Origin of the sequence: Micromonospora sp. RHAY321 (genome assembly GCF_023896955.1) — a bacterium.
Lineage (GTDB): Bacteria > Actinomycetota > Actinomycetes > Mycobacteriales > Micromonosporaceae > Micromonospora.
In genome coordinates this window covers 124,475-147,868 of the sequence record NZ_JAMHIW010000015.1, presented here as the reverse complement: position 1 = coordinate 147,868, position 23,394 = coordinate 124,475, and the positions used below count along the sequence as shown (strand labels likewise).

The 23,394-nt window shown below is 73.4% G+C and carries 24 protein-coding genes; 9 read left to right on the top strand and 15 right to left on the bottom strand.

The features are described 5' to 3' along the window. Window positions 1-351: 351 nt before the first annotated feature. On the top strand, window positions 352-609 hold the full coding sequence (locus tag M8C17_RS25475) for a WhiB family transcriptional regulator (RefSeq protein WP_007072794.1): 258 nt from the start codon (window positions 352-354) through the stop codon (window positions 607-609). Between the two features lie 157 nt (window positions 610-766). On the opposite strand, the gene M8C17_RS25470 is transcribed toward M8C17_RS25475, so the two are convergent. Genes M8C17_RS25470 through M8C17_RS25455 form a run of 4 tightly spaced genes read right to left on the bottom strand, consistent with a single transcriptional unit; the run spans window position 767 to window position 4,183 of the window. Next, window positions 767-1,573: a sirohydrochlorin chelatase gene (locus M8C17_RS25470; protein ID WP_374559117.1), complete on the bottom strand. Its 807-nt coding sequence runs from the start codon at window positions 1,571-1,573 to the stop codon at window positions 767-769. Then, window positions 1,555-2,316, bottom strand: a complete 762-nt coding sequence (locus M8C17_RS25465; RefSeq protein WP_252419077.1) for a phosphoadenylyl-sulfate reductase — start codon at window positions 2,314-2,316, stop codon at window positions 1,555-1,557. The genes M8C17_RS25470 and M8C17_RS25465 overlap by 19 nt, the downstream gene beginning before the upstream one ends. Beyond that, window positions 2,313-2,474 (bottom strand): hypothetical protein, encoded by a 162-nt coding sequence (locus tag M8C17_RS25460; RefSeq protein WP_167393614.1) that lies wholly within the window; start codon window positions 2,472-2,474, stop codon window positions 2,313-2,315. Before M8C17_RS25460 ends, M8C17_RS25465 begins: the two co-directional genes overlap by 4 nt. After that, on the bottom strand, window positions 2,471-4,183 hold the full coding sequence (locus M8C17_RS25455) for a nitrite/sulfite reductase (protein WP_252419076.1): 1,713 nt from the start codon (window positions 4,181-4,183) through the stop codon (window positions 2,471-2,473). Before M8C17_RS25455 ends, M8C17_RS25460 begins: the two co-directional genes overlap by 4 nt. Before the next feature lie 364 nt (window positions 4,184-4,547). On the opposite strand from M8C17_RS25455, the gene M8C17_RS25450 reads away from it, so the two are divergent. Beyond that, complete coding sequence (locus M8C17_RS25450; RefSeq protein ID WP_252419075.1) at window positions 4,548-6,053, top strand: glycosyltransferase family 39 protein; 1,506 nt, start codon at window positions 4,548-4,550, stop codon at window positions 6,051-6,053. A gap of 145 nt (window positions 6,054-6,198) precedes the next feature. Here the strand turns inward: M8C17_RS25450 and M8C17_RS25445 are convergent, their stop codons facing one another. Together M8C17_RS25445 and M8C17_RS25440 are read right to left on the bottom strand one after the other, a co-directional pair. Next, window positions 6,199-7,800, bottom strand: a complete 1,602-nt coding sequence (locus tag M8C17_RS25445; protein ID WP_252419074.1) for a PAS domain-containing sensor histidine kinase — start codon at window positions 7,798-7,800, stop codon at window positions 6,199-6,201. Window positions 7,801-7,825: 25 nt separating this feature from the next. After that, entirely contained in the window at window positions 7,826-8,857 is a 1,032-nt protein-coding gene (locus tag M8C17_RS25440; RefSeq protein ID WP_252419095.1) for an SIS domain-containing protein, read from the bottom strand. Between the two features lie 190 nt (window positions 8,858-9,047). Here M8C17_RS25440 and M8C17_RS25435 point away from each other — a divergent pair, with 190 nt between their 5' ends. Further along, complete coding sequence (locus M8C17_RS25435) at window positions 9,048-10,886, top strand: tetratricopeptide repeat protein (protein ID WP_252419094.1); 1,839 nt, start codon at window positions 9,048-9,050, stop codon at window positions 10,884-10,886. Window positions 10,887-10,952: 66 nt separating this feature from the next. Here the strand turns inward: M8C17_RS25435 and M8C17_RS25430 are convergent, their stop codons facing one another. After that, window positions 10,953-12,533: an MDR family MFS transporter gene (locus M8C17_RS25430; RefSeq protein WP_252419073.1), complete on the bottom strand. Its 1,581-nt coding sequence runs from the start codon at window positions 12,531-12,533 to the stop codon at window positions 10,953-10,955. Between the two features lie 112 nt (window positions 12,534-12,645). Between M8C17_RS25430 and M8C17_RS25425 the strand changes: the two genes are divergently transcribed. Next, window positions 12,646-13,248 carry a TetR/AcrR family transcriptional regulator gene (locus M8C17_RS25425; RefSeq protein ID WP_252419072.1) on the top strand — a complete coding sequence of 201 codons (603 nt, stop codon included), beginning with the start codon at window positions 12,646-12,648 and terminating at the stop codon, window positions 13,246-13,248. A 20-nt stretch (window positions 13,249-13,268) separates the two neighbouring features. On the opposite strand, the gene M8C17_RS25420 is transcribed toward M8C17_RS25425, so the two are convergent. Together M8C17_RS25420 and M8C17_RS25415 are read right to left on the bottom strand one after the other, a co-directional pair. Continuing rightward, window positions 13,269-13,778: a GNAT family N-acetyltransferase gene (locus M8C17_RS25420; protein WP_252419071.1), complete on the bottom strand. Its 510-nt coding sequence runs from the start codon at window positions 13,776-13,778 to the stop codon at window positions 13,269-13,271. Next, entirely contained in the window at window positions 13,775-13,996 is a 222-nt protein-coding gene (locus M8C17_RS25415) for a biotin/lipoyl-binding carrier protein (protein WP_252419070.1), read from the bottom strand. Before M8C17_RS25415 ends, M8C17_RS25420 begins: the two co-directional genes overlap by 4 nt. Window positions 13,997-14,178: 182 nt before the next feature. Here M8C17_RS25415 and M8C17_RS32365 point away from each other — a divergent pair, with 182 nt between their 5' ends. Beyond that, window positions 14,179-14,292 (top strand): 50S ribosomal protein bL37, encoded by a 114-nt coding sequence (locus tag M8C17_RS32365; RefSeq protein WP_374102192.1) that lies wholly within the window; start codon window positions 14,179-14,181, stop codon window positions 14,290-14,292. Between the two features lie 119 nt (window positions 14,293-14,411). On the opposite strand, the gene rsrA is transcribed toward M8C17_RS32365, so the two are convergent. The 5 genes from rsrA to M8C17_RS25390 all read right to left on the bottom strand — a co-directional run bounded on the left by rsrA (window position 14,412) and on the right by M8C17_RS25390 (window position 17,716). Further along, window positions 14,412-14,699 (bottom strand): mycothiol system anti-sigma-R factor, encoded by a 288-nt coding sequence (gene rsrA, locus M8C17_RS25410; RefSeq protein ID WP_252419069.1) that lies wholly within the window; start codon window positions 14,697-14,699, stop codon window positions 14,412-14,414. A 1-nt stretch (window position 14,700) separates the two neighbouring features. Then, on the bottom strand, window positions 14,701-15,528 hold the full coding sequence (locus tag M8C17_RS25405) for a sigma-70 family RNA polymerase sigma factor (protein WP_308209589.1): 828 nt from the start codon (window positions 15,526-15,528) through the stop codon (window positions 14,701-14,703). Window positions 15,529-15,755: 227 nt separating this feature from the next. Beyond that, window positions 15,756-16,373: an alpha/beta family hydrolase gene (locus M8C17_RS25400; protein ID WP_252419067.1), complete on the bottom strand. Its 618-nt coding sequence runs from the start codon at window positions 16,371-16,373 to the stop codon at window positions 15,756-15,758. A gap of 52 nt (window positions 16,374-16,425) precedes the next feature. Further along, complete coding sequence (locus tag M8C17_RS25395; protein WP_252419066.1) at window positions 16,426-16,818, bottom strand: WhiB family transcriptional regulator; 393 nt, start codon at window positions 16,816-16,818, stop codon at window positions 16,426-16,428. A 196-nt stretch (window positions 16,819-17,014) separates the two neighbouring features. Beyond that, window positions 17,015-17,716, bottom strand: coding sequence for an SOS response-associated peptidase (locus tag M8C17_RS25390; protein WP_252419065.1), 702 nt, complete (start codon window positions 17,714-17,716; stop codon window positions 17,015-17,017). Between the two features lie 101 nt (window positions 17,717-17,817). On the opposite strand from M8C17_RS25390, the gene aroA reads away from it, so the two are divergent. The 4 genes from aroA to M8C17_RS25370 are packed head-to-tail and all read left to right on the top strand — an operon-like array spanning window position 17,818 to window position 22,010. Then, complete coding sequence (aroA, locus tag M8C17_RS25385) at window positions 17,818-19,119, top strand: 3-phosphoshikimate 1-carboxyvinyltransferase (RefSeq protein ID WP_252419064.1); 1,302 nt, start codon at window positions 17,818-17,820, stop codon at window positions 19,117-19,119. Further along, window positions 19,089-20,249 (top strand): ribosome small subunit-dependent GTPase A, encoded by a 1,161-nt coding sequence (gene rsgA, locus M8C17_RS25380; protein WP_252419063.1) that lies wholly within the window; start codon window positions 19,089-19,091, stop codon window positions 20,247-20,249. The genes aroA and rsgA overlap by 31 nt, the downstream gene beginning before the upstream one ends. A 28-nt stretch (window positions 20,250-20,277) precedes the next feature. Beyond that, window positions 20,278-21,096: a histidinol-phosphatase gene (gene hisN, locus M8C17_RS25375; RefSeq protein WP_252419062.1), complete on the top strand. Its 819-nt coding sequence runs from the start codon at window positions 20,278-20,280 to the stop codon at window positions 21,094-21,096. Between the two features lie 59 nt (window positions 21,097-21,155). After that, window positions 21,156-22,010, top strand: coding sequence for a hypothetical protein (locus M8C17_RS25370; RefSeq protein ID WP_256483314.1), 855 nt, complete (start codon window positions 21,156-21,158; stop codon window positions 22,008-22,010). A 42-nt stretch (window positions 22,011-22,052) separates the two neighbouring features. Here the strand turns inward: M8C17_RS25370 and M8C17_RS25365 are convergent, their stop codons facing one another. Then, on the bottom strand, window positions 22,053-23,252 hold the full coding sequence (locus tag M8C17_RS25365) for a glycosyltransferase (RefSeq protein WP_252419060.1): 1,200 nt from the start codon (window positions 23,250-23,252) through the stop codon (window positions 22,053-22,055). Window positions 23,253-23,394: the final 142 nt, after the last annotated feature.

Below are 23,394 nucleotides of genomic sequence, written 5' to 3'. Positions count from 1 at the left end.
GCGGACTGTACTATATTGATCCTCGACTGTGGCACGGCGGGTAACCAGGAAGGCACTGGAACCCGGACAAATGGGTTGTGGGCTTGCTCACCGCCCGGAGTTTTTCCGAGCGTCACCCTTGACATCGCGAGCGTTCGTGAAAGTATTCACAAGCGAACTTGAGTTGCCGGGACATTGCCTGGATATGCTCGTCAGGTTGAGCTGTTCCAGCAGGTCCACGGGGCTAACTGCCTGCTCACGCACTGCCGAATGGACAGACGCTAACTGTCACCACCGGCACTGCGGATGCATATAGGAAAAGCACGACCAAGCAATAATTGCCACCCATCCAGAATGAGGAGTGTTGCCGCCATGGACTGGCGTCACCATGCTGTCTGCCGCGACGAGGACCCGGAGCTGTTCTTCCCGATCGGGACGTCCGGACCGGCTCTCCTGCAGGTCGAGCAGGCCAAGGCCGTCTGCAGGCGCTGCTCCGTGACCGACCAGTGCCTGCAGTGGGCACTTGAGTCGGGTCAGGACGCCGGCGTCTGGGGCGGGATGAGCGAGGAGGAGCGGCGCGCTGTCAAGCGGCGCGGCGGCCTCCGGGTGCTGCGCGCTCACTCCGCCTGATCCCACACACAGCTGCAACGCCCCGGCGGGTTCGCCCGCCGGGGCGTTCTGCTGTCCAGGGCCGCACCGCTCGTCCCCGCGGTCCGGCCAGATCCCCGTCACCGACCACGGATACCCGCTGCCGCCCACTTTGCGCGTTCGCCGTCGGCGACCTCGGTCACACCGCTGGCGCGAGGGCGCAGCGGCCGGACCGGTCGTCGACCCGGCGCAGCACCAGCTCGACCAGCTCGGGAGCGTCGTTCAACGGGGCGGCCACCGCCACCGCGCCGGCCGCCCGGGCCTCCTCGGTCACCGCGTCGTGAAACAGGCCCGGCGCCAGGAAATACCCGGCCACCGCCACCCGGCGAGCACCCGCCGCCCGCAGCAGGGACACGGCGACACCGGTCGACGGCGGGGCCGCAGAGGCGTACGACACCCGGCAGGGCACCCCGAACTCCGCGCCAAGCGCATCCGCCACCCGGCCCACCGAGCCGCGGGCCCGCGCGTCCCGGGTGCCCGCCGCCGCCAGCACCAGCGCGTCGAACCGGCCCGGACGCGACTCACCGAGCCGACGCCGCAGCCCGGCCAGCAGCGCCGGGTCCACCCTCCCGTCGGCCGGGCCGAGGACGTCGGTCACCCGTACCGCCAGCGGAGGCCCGGCCTGCGTCGCGGCTGCGACGGCCGCCGGGATGTCCACACGATGGTGGTACGCGGCGGTCAGCAGCAGCGGCACCAGCACCGCGCCGCGGTGGCCGGCCACGGCCAACTCGCGCAGCACCTCGGTCGGACCCGGTTCGGTGTGGTCCAGCCAGCTCGCCCACACCGGGGTGCCGGGCCGGGCCGCCGCCACGGCCCGGGCGAGTGCCCGCGTCGCCTCGGCCGCCCGCGGATCACGGCTGCCGTGGGCGACCAGCACCACCGGATCCGCCCCGCCGGCCACACCGGTCGGGGTCGGGGTCCCGGGGGTCAGACGTGCAGTCCGCACTCGGTCTTCTCGAACATGGCCCACCGGCCGGCCCGCGGATCCTCGCCGGCCTTGGTCCGACGGGTGCACGGCCAGCAGCCGATCGAGCCGTAACCCTGCTTGAACAGCTCGTTGACCGGCACGTTCCAGCGGGCGATGTAGGCGTCCACGTCGCCCTGCGACCAGGCCGCGATCGGGTTGACCTTGACCTTGCCGCGTCGCGGGTCGAAGGTCACCACCGGCGTGTTGGCCCGGGTCGGCGACTCGTCCCGACGCAGGCCCGCGGCCCAGGCGTCGTAGCCGGTCAGTGCCCGCTCCAACGGCTCCACCTTGCGCAGCTGGCAGCAGTCGTCCGGCGACTTGTTGAACAGTCGCGGCCCGTACTGGCCGTCCTGCTGCCCCACGGTGAGCCGGGGCCGGATCGACCGGACGTTCACGGGCAGCGTCCTGGCCACCTCGTCGCGCACCCGCAGCGTCTCCGGGAAGTGCAGGCCCGTGTCGAGGAAGACCACGTCCACCCCCGGGGCGACCCGGGACACCAGGTGCGCCAGCACTGCGTCGGCCATCGAGCTGGTGACACAGAACCGCTCACCGAAGGTCTGCGCCGCCCAGCGGGCGATCTCCAGCGCCGGCGCGCCCTCCAGCTCCCGACCAGCCTGCTCGGCCAGCGCCCGCAGCTCGTCCGGGCTGCGCCGGGTCGGGTCGGCCGGCGTCGGACCGCCCGGACCGACCAGGCCCAGGCCCGCGGCGGAGATGAGGCTCATCGGGTCACCGCCCGCGAGAGCAGCCCGGTGAACTTCACCGAGAAGACCCGGGTGCAGGCGTGGCACTCCCACGCGCCGTGACCCGCCTCGTGTGGCCGCAGGTCCTCCTCGCCGCAGTAGGGGCAGTACAGAGGTGCCGCTCGGTTCTCGCTGCTCATCGCAGTTCCTCCTCGTCGACTCTGATCACCCAGTTGGCGAACGTCTCGCCCTCGCTCCGGCCGGCCAGGTAGCGGCGGGCCAGTCGTTCCACGTACTCCGGAAGCTCGTCGGCGGTGGTCTTCAGGCCGCGCAGCTTGCGCCCGAAGCCGGCGGTCTGGCCCTGCGCCATGCCCAGCCCGCCACCCAGGTGCACCTGGAAGCCCTCGACCTGCCGGCCGTCGGGGCCGACCACCAGTTGGCCCTTGAGCCCGATGTCGGCGACCTGGGTGCGGGCGCAGGCGTTCGGGCAACCGTTGATGTGGATCGAGATGTCCGCGTCGAAGTCGCGCAGCCGCTGCTCCAGTCGGGCCACCAGCTCCTCGCCGCGGGCTTTGGTCTCGACGATGGCCAGCTTGCAGTACTCGATGCCGGTGCACGCCATGGTGCCGCGCCGCCAGGCCGACGGCCGGGCCTCCAGGCCGATCCCGCGCAGCGCGTCGACCAGCGACTCCGTCCGCTCCGACGGCACGTCGAGCACCAGCAGCTTCTGGTACGGGGTGAGCCGCACCCGGTCGCTGCCGTGCGCCTCGACCACGTCGGCCAGCTGGGCGAGCTGCCCGCCGGACACCCGCCCGACCACCGGGGCGGCGCCCACGTAGTGCCGCCCGTCGGCCTGCTCGTGCACGCCCACGTGGTCGATCGGCTTCGCCGGCAGCTCCGGAGCCGGGCCGTCGAGCAGCGTCCGGCCGAGGTACTCCTTCTCCAGGACCTCACGGAAACGCTCCACGCCCCAGTCGGCCACCAGGAACTTCAGCCGGGCCCGGTTACGCAGCCGCCGGTAGCCGTAGTCGCGGAAGATCCCGACCACGCCGGCCCACACGTCGGGGATCTCGGCCAGCGGCACCCAGGCCCCGAGTCGCTGGGCCAGCATCGGGTTGGTGGACAGACCGCCACCGACCCAGAGGTCGAAGCCGGGGCCGTGCTCGGGGTGGTCGACGCCGAGCAGGGCGATGTCGTTCGACTCGTACGGGGTGTCCACCAGCCAGGAGATCGACGTCTTGAACTTGCGGGGCAGGTTGGAGAACTGCTTGTCGCCGACGTACCGGGCCACGATCTCGTCGATCGCCGGGGTCGGGTCGAGCAGCTCGTCCCGGGCCACCCCGGCGACCGGGCTGCCCAGCACGATCCGGGGGCAGTCGCCGCACGCCTCGGTGGTCTGCAGGCCGACCGACTCCAGCCGGCGCCAGATCTCCGGCATGTCCTCGACCCGGATCCAGTGGTACTGGATGTTCTGCCGGTCGGTGATGTCGGCGGTGTCCCGGGCGAACTCCCGGGAGATGTCCGCGATCACGCGCAACTGGGCCAGGCTGAGCTGACCGCCGTCGATGCGGACCCGGAGCATGAAGAACTCGTCCTCCAGCTCGTGCGGCTCCAGCACGGCGGTGCGCCCGCCGTCGATGCCCGCCTTGCGCTGGGTGTAGAGGCCCCACCAGCGGAACCGGCCCCGCAGGTCCTGGGGGTCGATGGAGGCGAAGCCGCGGTGGGCGTAGATGTTCTCGATCCGGGCCCGGACGTTCAGCGGATCGTCGTCCTTCTTGATCCGCTCGTTGGGGTTGAGCGGCTCGCGGTGGCCGAGCGCCCACTGACCCTCACCCCGCGGCCGGCGCGGCGCCCGGGTCGGGCGGGTCGTCGGGTCCTCGGAACGGGCCGGGATGCTGCTGACCGCCATCGCGGCGTCCTCCGTTGTCTGCTGTGCCTCGGGCGGTGCGCGGGGCGCGGCGGCCGGCCCGTGCGGAACGGGCGGGACAACGGTGTCGGAGACAGCCGGCGCGGAGCGCGCCCGAGACAGATGGGTCGGGCGTCGTCAGTTGGCCGGACAGATCGCGCTGCGCACGCGGCCGTAATCAACGTGGCGACGAGCCACGAAGCGGCGGACGACAGCGGCGGTCATGGGCTCATGCTGCCACACCGCATGAGGGCGGGCCAATGTCCGCGTGCCGGATCCCACATCACGGGCCGGGATACGTGGCCAGCTCACGCGGCGACCGTGGCAGGCTCGCACCGTGGGCATATTGTCCGAAAGGTCGAACCCGGTGTGGCGGAGTCGCCTGCACCGCGTCCCGGTCTGGCTCCCTCCGGCGCTGCTGACCCTGGTGGTCACCGGCACCGGGCTGGGCTCCGCCCAGCTCTGGCGTGACGAGCTGGCGACGTGGAGCGCGGCCACCCGGTCACCGGGCGACCTGGCCCGGTTGGCCGGCACCATCGACGCCGCCACCGGCCCGTATTACCTGCTGATGCACGGCTGGTTGGCGATCGTCGGCGACTCCACGGTGGCGCTACGCGCGCCGGCGGCGCTGGCCATGGCCGTCGCCGCCGGTCTGCTCGCCGTGCTCGGCGCGCGGCTCGCCGACGGGCGTACCGGCCTGTTCGCCGGGCTGCTCTTCGCGCTGCTCCCCGGCACCTCCCGGTACGGGCAGGAGGCCCGCCCGTACGCCTTGGCCAGCATGTTCGCGGTGCTCGCCACCCTGCTGCTGGTGGCGGCGCTGCGCCGACCGAGCTGGCCCCGATGGGCCGGGTACGCGGCAGCCGTGGCCGCGCTCGGGCTCACGCATCTGATCGCGCTCACCCTGCTCGCCGCGCACGCGCTGGTCGTGCTGTTCGCCTGGTGGCGGGGCGCCCCGGCGGCCGGGGTGGCCGCTGCGGCAGCCACCGGACCGGAGAAGGCCGACTCGGACGGGACCGGTGCGGTGGATCGGCGGGCGTGGCGGTGGCTGGTCGCGCTGGTGCCGGCGGCGCTGCTGGTGAGCCCGCTGCTGCTGAGGGCCGCCACACAGCGTTCGCGACAGTTGGACTGGGTCGCTTCGGCCCACCTGGACGACCTGAGCGCGCTGCCCGGTGGGGTGGCCCAGAGCTCCGTGGTGGGCGGGCTGGTGGTCGGGGTCGCCGCGCTGGGTGCGGCTCGCCTCGGCCGACGGGCCCTGCTGCCGGTGGGCGCGGTGCTGCTGCCCGTCCTGCTGCTCTTCGCCGCCGGCACGGTCGTACCGCTGTGGGTACCCCGGTACCTGGTCTTCGTCGTGCCCTTCGCCTGCCTGCTGGCCGGTGCGGCACTGGCCGGGGTGAGCGCGCCGGCCGCGCTGGCCGTGGTGGTGCTCGCCGGGCTGCTCGGCCTGCCCGACCAGGAGGCGCTGCGGCGGACCCACGAGTGGCCGCGCAGCGCGCCGGTGGACTACGCGGGTGCCGCCCGGGTGATCGCCGACGGGCAACGGCCCGGGGACGTGGTGGTCTACTCGCCCAGGAACAGCTGGCTCTTCCTCGATCTGGGCGTCGGGTACCACCTCGCCGACCAGCCGCGGGACGTGCTGGTCACCGAGGACGAGGTCCGTCGGGGCGATCTGTGGGCGGCGGAGTGCCAGCGCCCGGCGCAGTGCCTGGCCGGCACGCCACGGGTCTGGCTGGTGGTCGCCGGGCGGCACGCCGACCCGGTGGCCACGGTGACCGGCGCCAAGGGCGAGGCGCTGCGGGCGGGCTTCGGCGTCGCACGGGTCTGGCAGCGCTCCGGCCTGACCGTCGCCCTGCTGACCAGCAGCCCCGGCCGCTGACCCAACCATGGCTCTGGCCGCCAGGGTCAGGCACACATCGACGAGCGCGATACCCCTGAGGCATGAAGATGACTCACAGGTATCAGGGTCACCGGCGCACTGCTTCCCGGACGCGGCCCGCCCGGAACGACCGGACCCCCGAGCGTCAGGGCTGCGAGCGCCCGTCGGGCGCACTGCGCGCCAGCGGGATGACCAGCACCGCCTCGGTGCCGCCGTTGGCACCGGCACGCAGCTCGATGGTGCCGCGCAGCTCCCCGGTGATCAGTGCCCGGACGATCTGGAGGCCGAGCCGACTGCCGCTCTCGGCGTCGAAGTCGGGCGGCAGCCCGCGTCCGTTGTCCGCCACCGAGACGTGCAGCATCTTGCGGAACCGGTGCGCCGAGACCACCACCTCGGGCCGAGCCGACGGATCGGTCTCGGGAACGGCGGCGGGCACCATGGACGGGGCGGCGGGCGTGGCCGGGACGCCCACCTCGTCCGCCTCATCCGCTGGAGGGAAACCGTGCTCGACGGCGTTGAGCAGCAGCTCGTTGAGGACCATCACCAGGGAGGTGGCGATCTCTGCCGGCAGCACGCCGAAGCTGCCCCGCCGGCGCATGCCGACGCTCACCTCGGTCGCCGCGACCTCGGTTGCCGCGCTCGCCACCCGGTCGACGATGCCGTCGAACTCGACCGCCTCGTCGCTGGACATGGAGAGCGTCTCGTGCACCAGGGCGATCGAGGCGACCCGGCGGACCGACTCCTCCAGGGCGACCCGGGCCTCCGGCATGGACACCCGGCGGGCCTGCAACCGCAGCAGCGCGGCCACCGTCTGGAGGTTGTTCTTCACCCGGTGGTGGATTTCCCGGATGGTGGCGTCCTTGGTGATCAGTGCCCGGTCCCGCCGACGGACCTCGGTGATGTCCCGGACCAGCACCAGCGCGCCGATCGGCACCCCGGCGGGCATCAGCGGCAGCGCCCGGGTGAGCATCGTGGCACCGCGCGCGTCGATCTCCCGCCGGGGCGGCGCCTCGCCACGCAGCGCGGCCAGGATCCCGTTCGCCGCTTCCGTGCCGTCCAGCGGGTCGCCGGCCAACCGGCGGTGCAGCGCGGCCAGGTCCTCCCCCACCAGGTGGGAGGCGTAGCCCAACCGGCGGTACGCGGACTGCGCGTTCGGGCTGGCGTAGGTGACCTTGCCGCCGGCGTCGAGCCGGACCAGGCCGTCACCCACCCGGGGCGCCGACGTGGTCTCGCCCGGGTGCCGGGGCGGCGGAAAGGTGCCGTCCGCGATCATCTGCGCCAGGTCGTCGGCCGTGGTCAGATAGTTGAGCTCCAGCTGGCTGGGGGTACGCGCGGTGGAGAGGTTGGTGTCCCGGCCGACCACGGCGACCACCTCGCCGGCCTCCCCCTCGGCGGTCCGCAGCCGGACCGGGATCGCCTCGTGCCGGGCCGGCACGTCGCCGTACCAGACCGGGTCGCCCTCCCGCCAGATCCGGCCCTGGGAGTACGCCACCCCGAGGTGGGCCACCTCCGGCCCGCCGACGATCCGCCCCACCTGGTCGTCCTGGTACGCGGTGGGCGCGGTCGTCGGGCGGACCTGGGCGACGCAGAGGAACGTGCCCTCGGCGTCGACCGGCACCCAGAGCAGCAGGTCGGCGAAGGACAGGTCGGAGAGCAGTTGCCAGTCGCCGGCGATCCGGTGCAGGTGGTCGATGTCGGCCGGACGGAGATGGGTGTGCTCCTCGGCGAGGTCGCGCAGCGTGGACACGGTGACCAGGGTGCCACGCCACGTCTCACATCGTCGCGGTGACCTTCTTCAACCCGCGCGGTGCGTCCGGGTCCTCGCCCCTGGTCAGCGCCAGCGCGAGCGCCAGGCGCTGCAACGGCAGGATGTCCAGCAGCGGGGCGTACCGCTCGTCGACCTCGGGGACGGCGAGCCGGGTGGCACCGGGCACGTCGGCGGAGCCGACCACCACGACGTCGGCGCGGCGTTCGCCGAGGCGGGGCAGCACCTCCCCCATCGACCGGCCGCCCGGGCCGGACCCGACCACGGCGAGCACCGGGACCTCGGGGTCGGTCATCGCGAGTGGACCGTGCAGCAGGTCGGCGCCGGAGAAGGCGAGCGCCGGCAGGTACGAGGTCTCCATCAGTTTCAGGGCGGCCTCCCGGGCGGTCGGGTAGGCGTACCCGCGCCCGGTCGTGACCAGTTGGCGGGCGAACCGGTAGCGCGGCGCGAGCCGGGCCGGGGTGTCGTCGGCCAGGGTGCTGGCGGCGAGGTCGGGCAGCGCGGCCAGCGCCTCCCGCTCGGCCGCCGGGAGCACCCCGTCGCCGGCCCGGATCCCCTCGACGAGCATCAGCAGGGCGAGCAGCTCGGCCGTGTACGTCTTGGTGGCGGCCACCGCCCGCTCGTGACCGGCGGCGATGTCGACGCTCAGCTCGGCCACCTCGGCCAGTGGGGAGGCCGGGTCGTTGGTCACGGCGAGGGTCAGCGCGCCGGAGGCCCGCGCGGCGCGCAGCACCTCGGCCAGGTCGGGCGAGCCGCCGCTCTGGCTGACACCGACGACCAGCGCGTCGGACAGGTCGGGACGGGCACCGAACAGGGTGACCGCGCTGGGCGAGGCGAGCCCGGCGGGCAGGCCGAGCCGGATCTCGGTCAGGTACGCCCCGTAGAGGGCAGCATGGTCGGAGGTGCCCCGTGCCGTGAAGACCACGTGCCGCGGCCGGCGCTCGGCGACGGCCGCCGCCACCCGGGCGATCTCGCCGGCGTTGGCCGTGGAGAGCAGGCGGGCGTAGCCGGCCGGCTGCTCGTCGATGTCGGCGGCCATTCCGGCCCCTGCACGTGTCACGAACACTCCTCCCTTTGCGCGGTTGCCGCGCGTTTCCTGCTCAGTCTTGCACCTTTGGCCGGCTCTGAGCAATCGAACGAGCAGCAGTGCGCAGTTGATCACCGAATAATCTCAATATCAACTAGACTTGCCCCCGCTTCACCCGGTGTCGCTGCGACGAGAGGACGACGTGCCCGACGGAAGGGACGACCCCGCGCTCTCCGCGACGGAGGAGCTGGCCCTGGCCCGGCTGGCACTGGACGAGGGCGACCTCCACCACGCCGCCGGCCACCTCGCCGGCGCGCTGGCCCGGGCGCCGACACTGCCGGAGGTGCACGAGACGCTGGCCCGGCTGGCCGCGGTCGGCGGCGGCGGGCTCGACCTCTTCCCGATCAACCACCACACCTTCGTCGGCGCCGTCGTGGCCCGGGCGCACCTGCTGGCCGCCGTCGGCCGCCCCGCCGAAGGGCTGGAGCTGCTGGCCGCGGCGACCGGCTACGCACCCGGCACCCAGTGGGCCGGCGTGCCGTGGGTGACCGCGCCCGAGCTGGCCGAACGGCTGGACCCGGAGCACATCGCCCGCGTCCTCATGCAGGTGTGCGCCGCGCTACCCGACCCGGTGCCGCGGGCCGGCCGGGGCGCGCTGGCGCCGTACCTCACGCTGGCCCGCAACGCGATCACCGTCCGCCCCGAGCACGGCCTGCTGCTGGGAGCGGCGTCCGCGCTGGCCCGGCGGCTCGGCGAGGTCACGCTGGCGGTCCGCTGGGCCGCCCGGGGGGTACGCTCCGAGCCGTCCAAGATGGGCGAGGTCTGGCTCGGGTACGCGTACCGCAGCGCCGGCCGGACCCGGGAGGCCCTCGCGGCGCTCGGTCGGGCCGTCGCGCTGGACCCCGACGACCTGGCCATCTACGCCGACATCGCCGGCACCCTGGCCGAGACCGGCCGGCTCGACGAGGCGCTGGAGTGGACCGAGCGGGCGCTGGCCCGCGACCCGTCGTTCGACTGCGCGGTGCACACCGCGCACCGCCTGCGGCACCTGCGTGACGGCGACCTGGCGCACCTGGTGGCGCTCGCCGACTTCGTCCGTGACCATCCGGACGACAGCCACGAGCACGGTGACCTGGCGCAGTGCTGCCGGGGCCGGCCCTGGCTCGGCCAGCTGACGCCGGCCGGCGGCCCGCTGGTCGACGCACTGCGCCAGGCGGTCGTCGACGACGACAACGGGCTCGGCAGCGCGGTGCGCCTCACGGCTGCGGCCCCGCCGAGCGCTGTGCGGACGGCCACCTCGGTGGCGCCCGGGCTGCGGATCGAGATCGCCGGCGTGCCGGAGCCGGACCCGCGCGAACCTCGACGGGAGTCCGTCCAACGGCTGTGGCACTACGCGGACACCGTCCCGACGCCCGCGCTGCCGGCGCCGTCGGCGGCGGCGGTCGAACGGATCGCGCAGGTCGCCCACCCGGCCTGGCCCCATCCACCGGCGGCCTACGACGCCGCTGTGGGCCTGGCCGGTCTCGATGTGGCGGACCTGCTCGGGCTGCTGGTGCACCCCCCGGCGGCGCCGGCCAACGCGGTGGGCCGGTTGCTGGCCGCCCACGACCCGTCGATCTGGGTACGCGGCGTCCAGGTGTGGGCCTGCCTGGGGCTGCTGCACCACCGGACCGACGAGCCGTGGGACGGCTCGACCCGACGTCAGGTGCTGCTGGACCTGGTCTGGGGCGTCGAGGACTGGGTCACGGAGGCCGCACTGTTCGCCCTGGTCACCGCCGCCTGGGTGGACCCGGCGGTACGGCCGGACGTGGCCCGGGTGGTGGCCGAGCGGCTCGCGGACGCGGCGGCGGTGGCCCGGGTCCGGCCGGTCCCGATCGCCGCCTCACTGGCCCACCTGGCGCTGGCCGCACCTGCGCTGGACCCGGCCACCGCGGCACTCGCCACCGAACTGCTCGGGGACCAGTCACCCCAGGTCCCCCGCCCCCGCAATCCGCTCCGCCGCCTCTGGCAACGCCTCACGGCCCACCGCCACCGCCACTGATCCCTTGAAAACGAACGCGCCGCGCCGCTCCCAGGGGAACGGCGCGGCGCGGCGGGGAATCCGGGATCAGGCGACCGGGGCCTTGCCGAGAGCGATCTCGGCCTCCTCCTCCGGGGTGGCCTGCGCCGGCGCCTCGTTCGCGGTGCGCAGCGGGATCTCCTTGATGAACCAGGCGAGCACCGGGATCGCGATGGTGAACAGCACCGCCCATCCGAACACGTGCGAGATCGCGTCGGAGAGACCGCCGAGCACCAGCTCGCGCGCCTGGGCGGGCAGTTCCTTGAGCTTCTCCAGGTCCATGGCGCCACCCTCGCCGCCACCGAAGGCACCACCCGCGGTGGACCCGGCCAGCCTGCTGGCGAAGATCGCGCCGAACAGCGAGATGCCGAACGAGCCGCCGATCGACCGGAAGAAGGTGGCCGCGCCGCTGGCCGCGCCGAGGTCCTTCTGCTCCACGCTGTTCTGCGCGATCAGCATGGAGGTCTGCATGAGGAAGCCCATGCCGGCGCCCAGCACGACCATGTACAGCGAGGACTGCAGCTTGCTGGTGTCGGTGTCGAGCATGGTCAGCAGCGCCATGCCCGCGGTCATCACCACGCCACCGATGATCGGGTACGCCCGGTACCTGCCGGTCTTCGTGATCGCCCGCCCGATGACCAGCGACACGACCAGCATGCCGAACATCAGCGGCAGCAGCAGCAGGCCGCTGTTGGTGGCCGACGCCCCCTGCACCGTCTGCTGGTAGAGCGGCAGGAAGTTCATCGCGCCGAACATCGCGAAGCCGAGCAGGAAGCCGATCAGCGAGATCAGTGCGAAGTTGCGGTTGGCGAAGAGCGCCAGCGGGAGGATCGGCTCCGGGACCCGGCGTTCGACCAGGCCGAACGCCACCAGCGCGACCAGGGACAGCACGGCCAGGCCGAGGATCTGCGGTGAGGTCCAGTCGTACTGGTTGCCACCCCAGGTGGTGATCAGGACGATCGCGGTGATGCCGACCGAGAGCAGCCCGGCGCCGAGCCAGTCGATCCGGTGCTCGGTGCGGTACTTGGGAAGGTGCATGGTGGTGATCAGCACCAGCAGCGCGACGCCGCCCAGCGGCAGGTTCACGTAGAACGCCCAGCGCCACGAGAGGTGGTCGGTGATGAAGCCGCCGACCAGCGGGCCGGCCACCATGGCGATGGCCATGATGCCGGCGATCATCCCCTGGTAGCGCCCCCGCTCGCGGGGCGGGACGAGGTCACCGATGATCGCCATCACGCCGACCATCAGGCCGCCGGCGCCGAGGCCCTGCACGGCCCGGAAGGCGATGAGCTGGACCATGCCGTCCTGCGGGCCGCCGAGCATCGCGGAGCCGGCCATGCCGCAGAGCGCGGAGCCGAGCAGGAAGATGCCGACCGAGGTCAGGAAGACCGACTTGCGGCCGTAGAGATCACCGAGCTTGCCCCAGATGGGGGTGGAGACGGTGGTGCCCAGGACGTACGCGGTGACCACCCAGGTGAAGTGGTCGAGCCCGCCGAACTCGCCGACGATCCGCGGCAACGCGGTGCTGACGATCATGTTGTCGAGCATCGCGAGCATCATCGCGATCATCAGTCCGAACAGCACGACCCGTACGTTGGGTCGCGCGCCGGCCTGGGTTGCCTGAGTCATGGGTAAGCTCCCCCCGAGGATTGCCATACTTACTTGCCGCCCGGCTAGTCACCTTACTAGCCGCACGGTAAGTTGGGTACCAACTGACGGTCAAGCCGAATAGGGGGCGTGGGTGAGGGAGAGCACAGGCGGCACTCGGGAACGGATCAAGGCCGTCGCACTGGAGCTCTTCACCGAGCAGGGGTACGAGAAGACCTCGCTGCGGGAGATCGCCGAGCGCCTCAACGTCACCAAGGCAGCGCTCTACTACCACTTCAAGAGCAAGGACGACATCGTCGCCAGCTTCGTCGAGGACCGGCTGGAGCGGATGGACGCGCTGACCGCCTGGGCCGAGTCGCAGCCGGCATCCCTGGCCACCCGGCGCGCGCTGATCTCCCGGTACGCCGACACGATGTTCGCCGGCGACCAGCCGTCGGTGATGCGCTTCTTCGAGCAGAACCAGACCGTGCTCAAGAGCCTCGCCTCCGGCCAGCAGATGCGCGGCCGGATGATGCAGCTCGCCAACGCGCTCTGCCGGGGTGACGACTCCCCCTCCGCCCAACTACGCGCCGTGCTGTCGCTCTTCGCGGTGCACAGCAGCTGGTTCGCCGTCCGGGCGCCGGACATCACCGACGCCGACCGCCGCCGCATCGCCCTGGAGGTGGCCGACGAGTTGCTGGCCGCCATCGGCGCGCAACCCGACGAGGACGCGGCCCCGGCAACCCCGGCCGGCTGATCGACCGGCGCGACCGCGCCTCAGCTTCGGGGCAGCTCTCGCCGCAGGCCGAGCAGGTCCACGCCCGGCACCGGCGACCAGTCCTGCGCCGGCGACCGGACGAAACCGAGCCGCTCGTACAGCCGGTGCGCCGAGGCGGCCATGCCCGCGCGGACGCAGATCACCACGGCGGTGCAGCCCAGCTCGGCCGCGCGGTCGACGCACGCCCGGGCCAGCGCCGCGCCGACACCTCGGCCCTGCGCGGCCGGGTCGACCGCGAGCATCCGGAACTCCGCCTCACCCGCGGCGGACAGCTCGGCGAACGGGGTGCCCGGCAACACGAAGGTGACCGAGCCGAGCACCGCACCGGTCGCCTCGTCCACCGCGACCAGCACCTCGCCACTGGCGGCCCGGGTCGACACGTCGGCCAGCACCGCGCCGTACCCGTTCTCGCCCTTGAGCTGGCCGTCCGCCTCGTACGCGGCAACGGTCAGCCGGGCCACCGCCGGGTAGTCGGCCGGCTCGGCGCGCCGGACCCGCAGGCCGGTCAATCGATCACCGCGATGAGGTCGCCGTCCTGCACGACGTCACCCTCGTTGACGGCGAGCTGCTTGAGCACACCGTCGGACTCGGCGACAACGGGGATCTCCATCTTCATCGACTCGAGGATCACCAGGGTGTCGCCCTCGGACACGGTGTCGCCGGCCGTCGCCACGACCTTCCAGACGTTCGCCACCATCTCGGCGCGGATCTCCTCGGCCATGTCCACGGCCCTCCCTCATCCCGATGTGCCTGCCGACGTATCCAATCATGTGGCGGCGGACCGTGGGCGTGGAGCGGTACGCCCCGCGTGCCCGGCCGCCCCGGGGGAAGGTGTCGGGTGCCGGCCGCACTACCATCAGCGGGTCGGACCCGACGCCGGACCGCCGGTAGCTGCACCGGCGCGAGGTCGTGCGCAGGGCGGATCCGACCCATCACGAGGAGGTCAGCATGGCGAAGAAGTCCCGCAAGAAGAAGGCTCGGAAGAAGAACGCCGCCAACCACGGCAAGCGTCCCAACTCCTGAACGCGCCGACGGGCCGACGGCCCGTCACCGGTCAGACCAACCCGGCCGAGGCCGGGTACACCGGTGGCCCGGGTCGACATCGACCCGGGCCACCGGTTTGTCCGTTCGGTACGCCGACGTCAGTCGGTCAACTCGCGGGAATCGCTGGTCTCGAAGACCACCAGCTCGGTGAGCTTGACCCGCAGCCGCTCGCGCAGCTCGTCCGGCGCGGTCTCGTTGCCGCAGCACCGAGCCACCAGCGCCCGCACCTCCTGCTCGAGGCCGTACTCGCGCAGGCAGGGCCCGCACTCGTCGAGGTGGTGCCGGATCAGCGAGCGCCGCTCGTCGGCGCACTCCAGATCCAGGTAGAGGTAGACCTCCGCGAGTACCTCGCGGCAGTCCGTCTCGTGCGGCTCCCCACAGCTCACGTCACACCTCCCGGCCGGCAGCGGCAGCGGTCGAACCCTTCGAGGAACGGGCCGGGCTGAAGCCCCGCTCCGCGGCGTAGCGCTCGAGCAGCTTGCGCAGATTACGACGGCCCCGGTGCAGGCGCGACATCACGGTGCCGATCGGCGTGCCCATGATGTCGGCGACCTCCTTGTACGAGAAGCCCTCGACATCGGTGAGGTAGACCGCCAGGCGGAACTCCTCCGGCAACTGCTGGAGGGCCTCCTTGACGTCGCTGTCCGGCAGCCGGTCCAGCGCCTCGGTCTCAGCGGAGCGCAGCCCACTGGAGGTGTGCGACTCGGCCTCGGCGAGCTGCCAGTCGGTGATCTCCTCGGTGGGCGCCTGGATCGGCTGGCGCTGCCGCTTGCGGTAGGAGTTGATGTAGGTGTTGGTCAGGATCCGGTAGAGCCAGGCCTTCAGGTTCGTGCCCTGCTCGAACTGGTGGAAGGCGGCGTACGCCTTCAGGTAGGTCTCCTGGACCAGGTCCTCGGCATCCGCCGGGTTGCGCGTCATCCGCAGCCCAGCAGCGTAGAGCTGATCGACGAATGGCATCGCGTCCCGCTCGAAACGGGCCCTGCGCTCGTCCGTCTTCTCGGTGGTCAACCGCACATCCCCTCGCGTCGGATGCTTTCCCGCCGAGGATACGCGCACCGCCCTACCCACAGATTCACTTCCGGCCGGTGTGCTCGTGCTCACCGCACCCACCCCGCCCGGTCCCGCCGTCGCGGGCCAGTCCGGGCCAGCCAACAGCCGCTTCAGCTGCCGGGCGTCCCGTTCGTCCCGTTCCAGGCTCCGTGTATCGGTTGGCACCCGTCACCCCCCTCGCAGAAAACTCGTCCGGGGGTAGTAACGCGGGACAACGGGTGGGGCATTCCGGCCGGCCCTCCCGATCCTGGTCCCGGCGCCGACGACCGCCGGCGCTGGGACCAGGAAGGGCCTGGGAGGATTGGCACCGCCCGTCCGAACCGGACCGGCGGCACCATCCGATGCAACGACCCGCGCCCGGCGCCGGACACGGTTCGCCCGGCCGCGCCGGATCAGCCGGCCGCCCAGCCCTGGGCGCGCAGCCAGTCCCGGACCACGGCCGCCGTGCCGGCCGGATCGCGCCGCAGGTCGTGCGTCTCCCCCGGCCGGGTCACCACCTGCACGGTCGGCCCCGGCTCCGGCACCCCGAACGGGTCCCGGTCGCCGTTGACCACGAGTGTCGGCAGCCCGGTGTCCAGTTCGGCCGCCCGGGAGCGTTCCGGTCGGCCGGGCGGGTGCAGCGGAAAGGCCAGCGCGACGACACCGGCGGCGCCCACCGCACGGGCCGTCCGGCAGGCCACCCGCGCGCCGCTGGACCGACCGCCGACCAGCAGTGTCCGCAGATCGGGCTGTCGGTCGCGCAGCACGGCGAGCACCGCGACCCAGGCCTCGTCGAGGTGCCCGGCGGGGGCCGGCGCGCGGCGGCCGGCGACCCGGTAGGGCTGGGTCACCCGGACCACCGCGAGGCCGGCCGCGACCGCCGTGTCCCGCACGGCGAGCAGGTCGGGCGCGTCCACGCTGCCGCCCGCGCCGTGCCCGAGCACCAACAGGGCGGCAGCCGGCCGGGCAGGCAGGTCGGTGTCGACCCGCGCGGGGCCGCGCGGAGTCTCGATCTCGTCGCTGGGCTGCACCGACCCATTCTGCGCCGCCAGGTCGGCACCCGGGACAGGACCCGGCCGCTGGTCAGCTCAGCGGGACCAGCGTGAGCAGGCGGTCGCGTACCGGCGGGCCGGGCCCGTCGGCGGCGTCCGGATCCGGCTGGACCTCGCCGCGCCAGGCGACCAGCATCGCCCGCCGCTCGCGGGGCGTGGTGGCGCCCCACACGCCGTGGCAGTCACCCACCTCCAGCGCCCAGGCCAGGCAGGACCCCTGGACGTCGCAACCGCGGCAGAGCGCGACGGCGGCGTCGGCCGGCTCGTTCGGCGCCGGAAAGAATGTCTCCGGGTCGACGCTCTGGCATGTGCCTCTGGTGCGCCACGCGTCATCCTGTTGTCGTTCCTGCAAGGCCCGCAGCAGTCGCGGATCTCGCCGCGCCGCAGCCACCTCGTGCGGGCGGGGCATACGCGCCCGTGTCATCCACCCACCTCCCCCGTGGGACCGGCAAGATCGATGGATGCCGTCCGCCCCGTGCGAATCGACACCCACTACCGGCGCTGTGTTCTATCGCACTTCCGGACACCGGGACAAGGGGCTACCGGGAACATGACTGAACGGCCAGGAGACGAATCGCGCGCAACCCTGGCAAATCGGCGCCCGACGATGCGGATGCGCGTCAGAACAGGGTCAGCTCCTGCGGCGTCACCGCCGGCATCCGCGCGATCAACTGCGGCCCGTCGTTGCGGACGTCACCCACCGCCGGCCCGACCGGGCGGACCTCCAACCCCGCCAGCTGGGTCGCCGTCGCAGGGGCGAGCAGCCGGTCCGGCTCGTCGGTCGACGCCAGCCACGACGACCACCGCTCGGGCGGCAGCAGCACCGGCATCCGGTCGTGCACCTCGGCCAGCTCGCCGAGCGCCGCGGTGGTCAGCACGCTGAAGGTGAGCCGGCTGTCGGCGCCGGACTCCCAGACCGACCAGATCCCGGCCAGGGCGAGCACCGAGCCGTCGGTGGGGGTCATGTAGTACGCCTGGCGCCCGCCGTCGGACTGGCGGACCCACTCGTACCAGCCGTCGGCCGGCACGAGGCAGCGGCGACGGGCGAACGCGCCGGCGTACGCCCGGCTGGTGGCCACCGTCTCCGCCCGGGCGTTGATCATGCGGGCGGCGCCGGCCGCCGACCGGGACCAGTGCGGAAGGAAGCCCCAGCGGCCGACGCAGAGGCTGCGGTGCCCCTCCGGGGTGAGCCGGACCAGCGGCACCGGGTCGGTGGGCGCCACGTTGTGGTCAGGGCGGACCCGGCCGTCGGTGTCGTCCGACGACTCGAACAGCGCGCTCAGCTCGCCGGAGCTCCGGGTCGTCGCGTACCTGCCGCACATGGGCACACGCTAACCCGTCGGAGGCCCGCCGGCTGTCCCGCCAACCGGGAGTACGACCGCCGGCCGGCGCCGCCCACCGTCCGACACGGCAGAATGTAACCGTGGGGAATCTGACCGCGACCCGGCCGCCGCAGCCGTGGACCGCACCGACCGCGTCCGACCCGGTGGCGGCCACGTTGCGCCTGCCCGGGTCCAAGTCGATGACAGCACGTGCCCTGGTGCTCAGCGCACTGGCCGCCGGCCCGTCGACGCTGGCCGGGCCGCTGCGTGCCCGGGACACCGAGCTGATGGCCGCCGGCCTGCGCGCCATGGGCGCGCACATGTCGATCAGCGACGACGAGCGCTGGCTCGTCCGGCCACACCCGCTGGCCGGCCCGGCGCACGTGGACGTCGGCCTGGCCGGCACCGTGATGCGGTTCGTCCCGCCGGTGGCCGGTCTGGCCGACGGGCGGATCACCTTCGACGGCGACCCGCACGCGCGCACCCGGCCGCTCGGCCCGCTGATCGGCGCGCTGCGCTCGCTGGGTGTCCGGATCGACGCCAGCGGCGCGGGCAGCCTGCCGCTGACCGTGCTCGGCACCGGCCGGGTCACCGGCGGCGAGGTGGTGATCGACGCCTCCGCCTCCAGTCAGCTGGTCTCCGGCCTGCTGCTGGCCGCGCCGCGCTTCGACCGGGGCGTCGTGGTGCGGCACGTCGGCCCTCCGGTGCCGTCCGCCCCGCACCTGCGGATGACCGTGCAGATGCTGCGGGCCGCCGGAGCGGCGGTCGACGACACCACCCCCGACGTGTGGACCGTCGAGCCCGGCCCGCTCACCGGGCGTGGCTGGGAGATCGAACCGGACCTCTCCGGCGCGGTGCCGTTCTTCGCCGCCGCCCTGGTCACCGGTGGTGAGGTCACCCTCCAGGGCTGGCCGCGCAGCAGCGCCCAGCCGGTCGAGCAGCTCCGCTCGCTGCTGCAACGGATGGGCGGCGAGGTCACCCTCTCCACCACCGGGCTGACCGTCCGGGGCACCGGCGTGGTGCACGGCCTCACCGCCGACCTCTCCGACGTCAGCGAGCTGACCCCGGCGCTGACCGCACTGGCCATGCTGGCCGACTCGCCGTCGTCCTTCACCGGCATCGGGCACATCCGCGGCCACGAGACCGACCGACTGACCGCGCTGGCGCGGGAGTTCACGGCGCTCGGCGCCGACGTCACCGAGGCGCCGGACGGGCTGGAGATCCGGCCCCGGCCGCTGCGCGGCGGGGTGTTCCGCACCTACCACGACCACCGGATGGCGCACGCCGCCGCGGTGGCCGGGCTCGCCGTGCCGGGCATCGAGGTCGACGACGTCGGGTGTACCTCCAAGACCATGCCCGAGTTCCCGGCACTATGGTCAGCGATGGTGACCGGCAAGAGCTGACGCGACAGGGGGCGGTCCTGGCGACCAAACGGCGCGAGTACGACGAGGACGACGTACGGGTCCGGCCCGGGAAGTCCTCGCGTCCGCGTACCCGAACCCGACCCCAGCACGCCGACGCGGTCGACGGCTTCGTCATCGCCGTCGACCGGGGCCGCTACACCTGCGTGCTGGCCGGGGCCGAGCACGGGACGGCCGAGGCCGAGCTGCCGACGGTCACCGCGATGCGGGCCCGCGAGCTGGGGCGCAAGTCGGTCGTGGTGGGCGACCGGGTCAGCCTGGTCGGGGACACCTCCGGCGCGGAGGGCGCCCTCGCCCGCATCGTCCGGATCGCCGACCGCCGCTCGGTGCTGCGCCGCACCGCCGACGACGACGAGACCACCGCCGAGGGCCGCCTGGAGCGGGTGGTGGTGGCCAACGCGGACCAGCTGGTGATCGTCAGCGCGTTGGCCGACCCGCCGCCGCGCACCGGGTTCATCGACCGCTGCCTGGTGGCCGCGTACGACGCCGACATCGAGCCGCTGCTCTGCCTCACCAAGGCCGACCTGGCCGGGCCGGAGGAGGTGCTGGGCTACTACACCGAGCTGGAGCTGCCGTACGTGCTCAACCGCCCCGACTCCGACCTGGACGCGCTGCGCGCGCTGCTGGCCGGCCGGGTGTCGGTGCTGGTCGGGCACTCGGGGGTGGGCAAGTCGACGCTGGTCAACCGCCTCGTCCCGGACGCCGCGCGGGCGGTCGGTGTGGTCAGCGCGATCGGCCGCGGCCGGCACACCTCGACCAGTGCGGTGGCGCTGCGGCTGCCGCCGATCCCCGGCGTCGACACCGACCCGGGTTGGATCATCGATACTCCGGGGATCCGCAGCTTCGGGCTGGCGCACGTCTCCGCCGACAGCCTGCTGCACGGTTTCCCCGACCTGGTCGAGGGCACCGAGACCTGTCCGCCCAACTGCCCGCACACCGCCGACGAGGCCGACTGCGGGCTGGACGCCTGGGTGGCCGCCGGCAAGGCCGACCCGCGCCGGCTGGCCTCGTACCGCCGGTTGCTCGCCTCCCGTGCCGGTGAGGGTGACCAGCGCGGCGAGACCGACCAGCGCGGCCCCGGCGAAGGCGACCGGCGCGGCCCCGACGAGTGAGCCACCCGGCGTCGGCTAGGTTGCCGGCATGACCGGGTACGCCGACGACCTCGCCCTCGCCCACCTGCTCGCCGACCGGGCCGACGCCATCGCCACGGCCCGGTTCCGCGCGCTCGACCTGCGGGTCGAGGCGAAGCCCGATCTGACCCCGGTCTCCGACGCGGACACCGCCGTCGAGCGGGAGATCCGCGCTCTGCTGGCCGAGCACCGGCCGGGCGACGGCCTGCTCGGCGAGGAGTACGGCAACCAGCCGGCCAGCACCCCGGACGGCCGGCGGTGGATCATCGACCCGATCGACGGCACCAAGAACTTCGTCCGCGGCGTGCCGGTGTGGGCCACCCTGATCGCGCTCCTCGACGGTGACCGGCCGGCGGTCGGCGTGGTGTCCGCCCCGGCTCTGGGCCGGCGCTGGTGGGCGAGCGCGGGCGCGGGCGCGTACGCCGGACCGGGCCCCGCCGCCGGCGAACGGATCGGCGTGTCCGCGGTGCGACGGGTCGCCGACGCCAGCTTCTGCTACTCGTCCCTCACGGGGTGGGAGAACGCCGGACGGCTCGACGCGATGCTCGACCTGATGCGCGACAGTTGGCGCAGCCGCGCGTACGGCGACTTCTACGGCTACATGCTGCTGGCCGAGGGCGCACTGGACGTGATGGTGGAGCCGGAGTTGTCGCTGTGGGACGTGGCGGCGCTGGTCCCGATCATCACCGAGGCGGGTGGCACGGTCACGGATCTGGCTGGTCAACCGGCTCCGACCGGCGCCCCGGGCACCGAGAGCAGTGTGGTCGCCACCAACGGTGTGCTGCACGCCGACATCCTGACCCGGCTCGATCGACCAGCCGAGCGCTGACCCCCGGCAACCTCTATCCTCGCCAGGTGGTCTCCTCCGGCTGGTGTTTTCTCGCGGCGATGATCGTCGCGTACGGCTTCGCCAACCTGCTCCAGTCGGTGGCGGCGGCCCGCACCACCGTGCACCACACCTTCGATCCGGGGCTGCTGCTGCGGCTGGCCGGGCACCGGACGTACCTGATCGGGTTGGGCTGCCAGATCGGCGGCTTCGTGCTCGCCTTCCTGGCCCGGCGGGACCTGCCGCTGTTCCTGGTCCAGGCCAGTGTGGCCGCCGGCTTGGGGGTGACGGCCATCCTCGGCGTGCTGGTGCTGAAGTGGCGGTTGCCGCTGGCGGAGGTGGCGCTGCTGGCCCTGCTCTTCGCCGGGATCACCGCGCTGGTGCTGTCCGCCCGGCCGGCGCCGTCGCGGCAGCTCGGCACCGCCGGCTCGGTCGCCCTGCTGGCGGCGCTCGTCCTGATCGCGGTGCTGGGTGTCTTCGCCGTGCGGCTGCACGGAGCACCGGGGTCGGTGGCTCTCGGCTCGCTGGCCGGGCTGGCGTTCTCCTCGGCCGCGGTGGCCGCGCGACCACTGGCCTCCGCGCCGTCCGCCGAGGCGTTCCTCGCCCACCCGCTGTTCTACCTGCTGATCGTCCACTCGATCGTCGGCCAGCTCCTGCTCGGCCTGGCCATGCAGCGCGGCTCGACGACCGCAGCGGTCGCCGCCATGGACGCCGCCGGGGCGGTGCCGGCCGCGATCGTCGGCCTGTTGCTGCTCAACGACAAGATCTGGCCGGGGCGGGAGTGGCTGGCCGGCGTGGGTTTCCTGGTGACGCTGGCCGCGGTGATCGGGCTGACCCGGTACGCCGAGCCGCAGCAGCAGCGCGCGATGGCGCACCGCCGCGACCGCGCCATGGTCGCCGCCGGCCGGCCCGGCTGAGCCGACGCCCCGCCACGACCGGCGAGGCGATACCGGTCGGGGTCACGCCTCGACCGGTTTGCGCCGGCTCACCACCCGCTCGTAGAGGCGCTCCAGCGCACCGGCGGTCCGCTCCCACGTGTAGCTGCTCCGGACCCGGTCCACCGCGGCGTGACCGTAGGCGAACCGGTTGGCGTTGTCGGCGAGCAGCCGGCGCAGGGAGACCCCGAGCGTCCGTACGTCGCCGGGCGGCACCAGCCGGCCGGTGACCTCGTCGACGACGGCGTCCGCCAGACCGCCCATCGCGTAACCGACCACGGGCACCCCGCAGGCCATCGCCTCCAGGGAGACGCGCCCGGCGGAGGAGTAGTGCGGCGTGCAGGCGACCACGTCCGCTGACCGGTACCAGGTCGCCATCTGGTCGTGCGGCACCGCCCCGACCAGCCGTACCTGGTCGGCCAGCCCGGCCTGCTCGGCCAGCTCGCGCAGCCGGCGTGCCTCCGCGTGGTTGGCCAACTGGTCAGCCGGCGGCCCGCCGGCGATCACCAGCTCGGCGTCACCGACCAGCCGCATCGCCCGGATCAGGTCCTCCTGGCCGTGGCCCGGGGAGAGCCCGCCCACGGAGAGGATCCGGGCCCGCTGCTCGCGCGGCGCCGCCTCCCCGTCGGGGTGGAACTGCTCGATGTCCACCCCCGCGGGCACCATCGCCACCGAGCTGCGCTGCAGGCCCATCCTGGTCAGCTCGTCCACCTCGTCGTTGCTCTGGGCCACCGCGATGTCCACCGCGCGGGTCAGCGCGCGCTCCAGCGGAATCCGCTCCCCCGGCCCGTCGTAGCGACCGCCCAGGTGGCGCAGCTGTTCGACGCCGAGCGAGTGGAAGGTCTGCACCACCGGGATGTCGGTCTCCCGGACGGCGTGCGCGGCGGCCAGGCCGCCGATCCAGTAGTGCCCGTGCACCACCTCGGGACGCCAGGCGCCGGCCCACTCGTCGGCCAGCCAGCGGCCGAACTCGGTCACGTGCGGGATCAGCTCGGCGGTCGACAGCGGAGTGGGCGGCCCCGCCGAGATTCGTTGCACCTGGTAGCCGTCGACGTCCACGATCACCGGCAGCTCGGGGTCGTCCCGGCGCTCGTAGATCCGGACGTCGTGGCCTCGGCCGGCCAGCTCGGCGGCGACCCGCTTGATGTGCTGTTGGGTGCCGACCGGCGGGCCGTCGGCGTGCCGGTACGAGCTGGTGTGCGCGCAGACGAGGCCAACGCGCATGGGTCACCTCCCTGCGATCTTTCCTCGGCGGTGGTCCTCCCGGTCAGAGCGTCCCATTAACCCGGAGGTCGGGAGCCGAAACCTGGCAGATCGGGAACAGTGCCCGCGAGTGCCACCGAAACTTGCGCCACGGCAATCACAG